General features: G+C 72.7%; 3 protein-coding genes. All 3 read right to left on the bottom strand.

Annotated features, from left to right (window positions below; all coding sequences use genetic code 11):
• Positions 1–876 (bottom strand): 5'-methylthioadenosine/S-adenosylhomocysteine nucleosidase family protein (locus AOK24_RS40455; protein WP_055724900.1); only part of this gene is annotated, 876 nt, incomplete at its 3' end.
• A gap of 150 nt (positions 877–1,026) precedes the next feature.
• Positions 1,027–2,274, bottom strand: coding sequence for a cytochrome P450 (locus tag AOK24_RS40450; RefSeq protein ID WP_055724899.1), 1,248 nt, complete (start codon positions 2,272–2,274; stop codon positions 1,027–1,029).
• Between the two features lie 22 nt (positions 2,275–2,296).
• A partial coding sequence (locus tag AOK24_RS40445; protein ID WP_055724898.1) for an alpha/beta fold hydrolase occupies positions 2,297–2,991 on the bottom strand: 695 nt, incomplete at its 5' end.

Genomic DNA, 2,991 nt, shown 5'->3' with positions numbered 1-2,991 from the left:
GTACTCGCCCCCTTCCCCCTGCCCCACGAGCCCGTCCTCCAGGAGGTATTCCGCACCGCCGACCTCCACGACGGCCCCGGCCCGCCAGCCCGTCGGCGCCTCGGCCGGCCGCTCGACGACCTCGGGCACCGCCGTCTCCTCCTCGTCGACGACCGCCTCATGGACCACCGCCAGCGCGAACGCCGCCGCGTGGTGCGCCGCCGCCCGGCGGCCGTCGTCCGTGCCGTCGTCGATCCCGCGCACCGTCATCGAGGGCCAGGTCCGGTCCATGGACGCCGCCTCGGCCACTCCGGCGCTCTCGGTGTCGAGGGCCACGGCGTCCTCGTAGTGCAGGCGCAGCCGCTCGCGCAGGGCGGACCGCTCCCCCTCGAGTACCTGTTCCCCGGCGGCGACCGGCTTGAAGTGGACGGCGGGGGCGCCGGGCTCGCGGCGCCAGCGGCGGTGCGCGGCCGTGGCCGTCTGCCGTACCGCGTGGGAGAGTTGCCAGGTCTCGGGCCGGGCGTGGAAGCCGCTGTCGGTGGCCTTCCCGCCGTGCACCCCGTACACCTTGGTGGCTACGACGACGTCCCCGGGTGCCACGCCGCGCGTCAGTCCTGCGGCGGTCCCCACGAACATCACCAGCCGGGGCGCGAACAGCCGTACGGCGTGTGTCGCGACCACCGCCGTTCCCCCGTTCCCCGTGCCGATCTCGGCGAGCGCGACCCGCCAGGGTGTCCCGTCGAGCCAGCCGAGCCGGTACACGGTGCCGATGTCGTCGCGGGCGGCGCTGTCCGGGTCGCCCGCCAACAGCGTTTCCACCGCGTCGAATTCGACGTCCGACGCGGTGAGAACGACGACCGTCGGGCCGCCGTTCTCCTTTTCCCGCGTATCGCGCACGGGTACATCCCCTCGCTTCTGGCCAGTTGACGGTACGGCCACTTTAGCGACGGGATTACGGGGATCAGGGAGGAATTCGGCAATCCCCGGGACGGGACGGAATTCGCACAACCGAGCCGTTTTTCGAATTCGGTCGACATCGCCCGCCCGTCAGACCAGCACCCGCAGCTCCGGAAGTCTCGGCGCGGTTCCCGGGATGACGTCCCGTTTGAGGCTCTCCGGGCCGCCCGCGAGCCGCAGTTGGGGAAACCGTTCGAGCAGCACCCCGAGCGCGACCTCGCAGTGCACCCGGGAGAGCCCGGCGCCGACGCAGTAGTGGATGCCCTGCCCGAACCCGAGGTGTTCCTCGGTCCCGGCGCGGGTGATGTCGAGCCGGTCCCCGTCGGGGAAGCGCCGGGGGTCGCGGTTGGCGGAGACGAGGACGAACTGTACGCAGTCCCCCTTCCGCACCCGCACCCCGTGCAGGTCGGCATCCTGCGCGGCGAGCCGCATCCGGACGACGATGTCGGGCCCGCACCAGCGCACGAACTCCTCGACCGCGCGCGGCATGAGCGTCATGTCGTCGCGCAGGAGCCGGAGTTGGCCGGGGTGGGTGAGGAGTGCGGCGAGGCTGTTGATGAGGAGTTGGGCGGTGTTGTCGTAGCCGGCCATGACGACGTTCATGACCATGGCGACGGCCTCGACCTCGTCCAGTCCGCGGGCGAGCCCGCTGAGGAGGTCTTCGCCGGGAGCCCGGCGGCGTTCGTCGAGCAGCCGGGTGATGGCCTCGATCAGCGGCGGCGAGGATGCGCCGAGCCGTACGGGGTCCATGGCGAGGATGTCGTCGCCCCAGCGCCGGAAGGCGGCCCGGTCCGCTTCGGGGACGCCGACGAGTTCGCAGACGGCGGTGACGGCGGAGGGGAAGGCGAGGCCCTCCACCAACTCCAGTGTTCCGTCCACCGAGTTGGCGAGCGCCTCGGTGAGCAGGTCGTGGGTGATCCCGGCGATGCGGGGGCGCAGCGCCTGCATGCGGCGGGCGGTGAAGGTGCGGGCGACGGCGCCGCGCAGCCTCGTGTGGGCGGGCGGGTCGGCGTCGAGGGCGGAGACGAGGAAGTACTTCCGCATCTCCTCGGGCAGGTTGAGCATGTCGACGAGGACGCGGCGGGGGTCCTCTCCGGTGTGCCCGTCGACCTTCTCCGGGGTGTGCACGAAGCGCGCGTGGTCGCGCAGCCCCTCGCGGACGTCGTCGTAGCGGGTGACGAGCCACACCGGCTGCGTCTCGGTCAACCAGCCGCGTACGACGGGCCCTTGCTCGCGGATGACGCCGAAGGAGGCGGCCGGGTCGGCGAGGAAGCCGGGGTCGAGGAGGAGCGGTTCGTTCGGGGGACGGCGGGTGGGGGTGTCCGTCAGGTCGGTCAAGGGGTGCTCCAGAGCGGGGAGTTCAGTGCAGCCGGACGGCGATGTCCTGGACGAGTTCCGACTCGTGGGGGACGAGGAAGAAGTGGTCGCCGGGGAAGGTGCGCAAGTCGTAGCCGCTGGTGGTGAGTTCGGACCAGGCGTGGACGTCGGCGAGGGGGCAGTGGGTGTCGTCGATGCCGGTGTAGGCGGTCACGGGGGTGCGCAGGGGGATCGCGCGGGGCGGGCGGTAGGTCTCGATCAGGCGGTAGTCGGCGCGCAGGGCGGGCAGGAGGAGTTCGCGCAGTTCCGGGATGTCGTACACCTCGGCCTGGAAGTCGCCGAGTCCGCGCACGGTCGCGATCAGTCCGGCCTCGTCGTCGGGGTCCACTCCGGCGGGGCGGGCGCGGTGCGGGGCGGCCCGGCCGGAGGCGTACAGCCGCTCGGGGCGTACGCCGAGCCGCTCCAGCCTGAGGGCGACCTCGTAGGCGATCGCGGAGCCCATGCTGTGGCCGAACAGGGAGACGGGGAGGTCGAGCCGGCCGGTCAGGGCCTCGGTGACGGCGTCCGCCATCGCGGCCATGTCCGCGATGCAGGGGTCCTTCAGGCGGTCCTGGCGGCCGGGGTAGCGGACGGCCAGCACTTCGACGTCGTCCGGGAGGTGGGCGCTCCAGCCGTGGAAGAGCTGGGCGGTGCCGCCGGCGTGCGGGAAGCAGATCAGCCGGCGGCACCGCCCAGCTC

It is taken from the genome of Streptomyces niveiscabiei (assembly GCF_001419795.1).
Lineage (GTDB): Bacteria > Actinomycetota > Actinomycetes > Streptomycetales > Streptomycetaceae > Streptomyces > Streptomyces niveiscabiei.
Note: the sequence above shows the minus strand (reverse complement) of the source record. Positions and strands in the feature narration are given on the sequence as shown.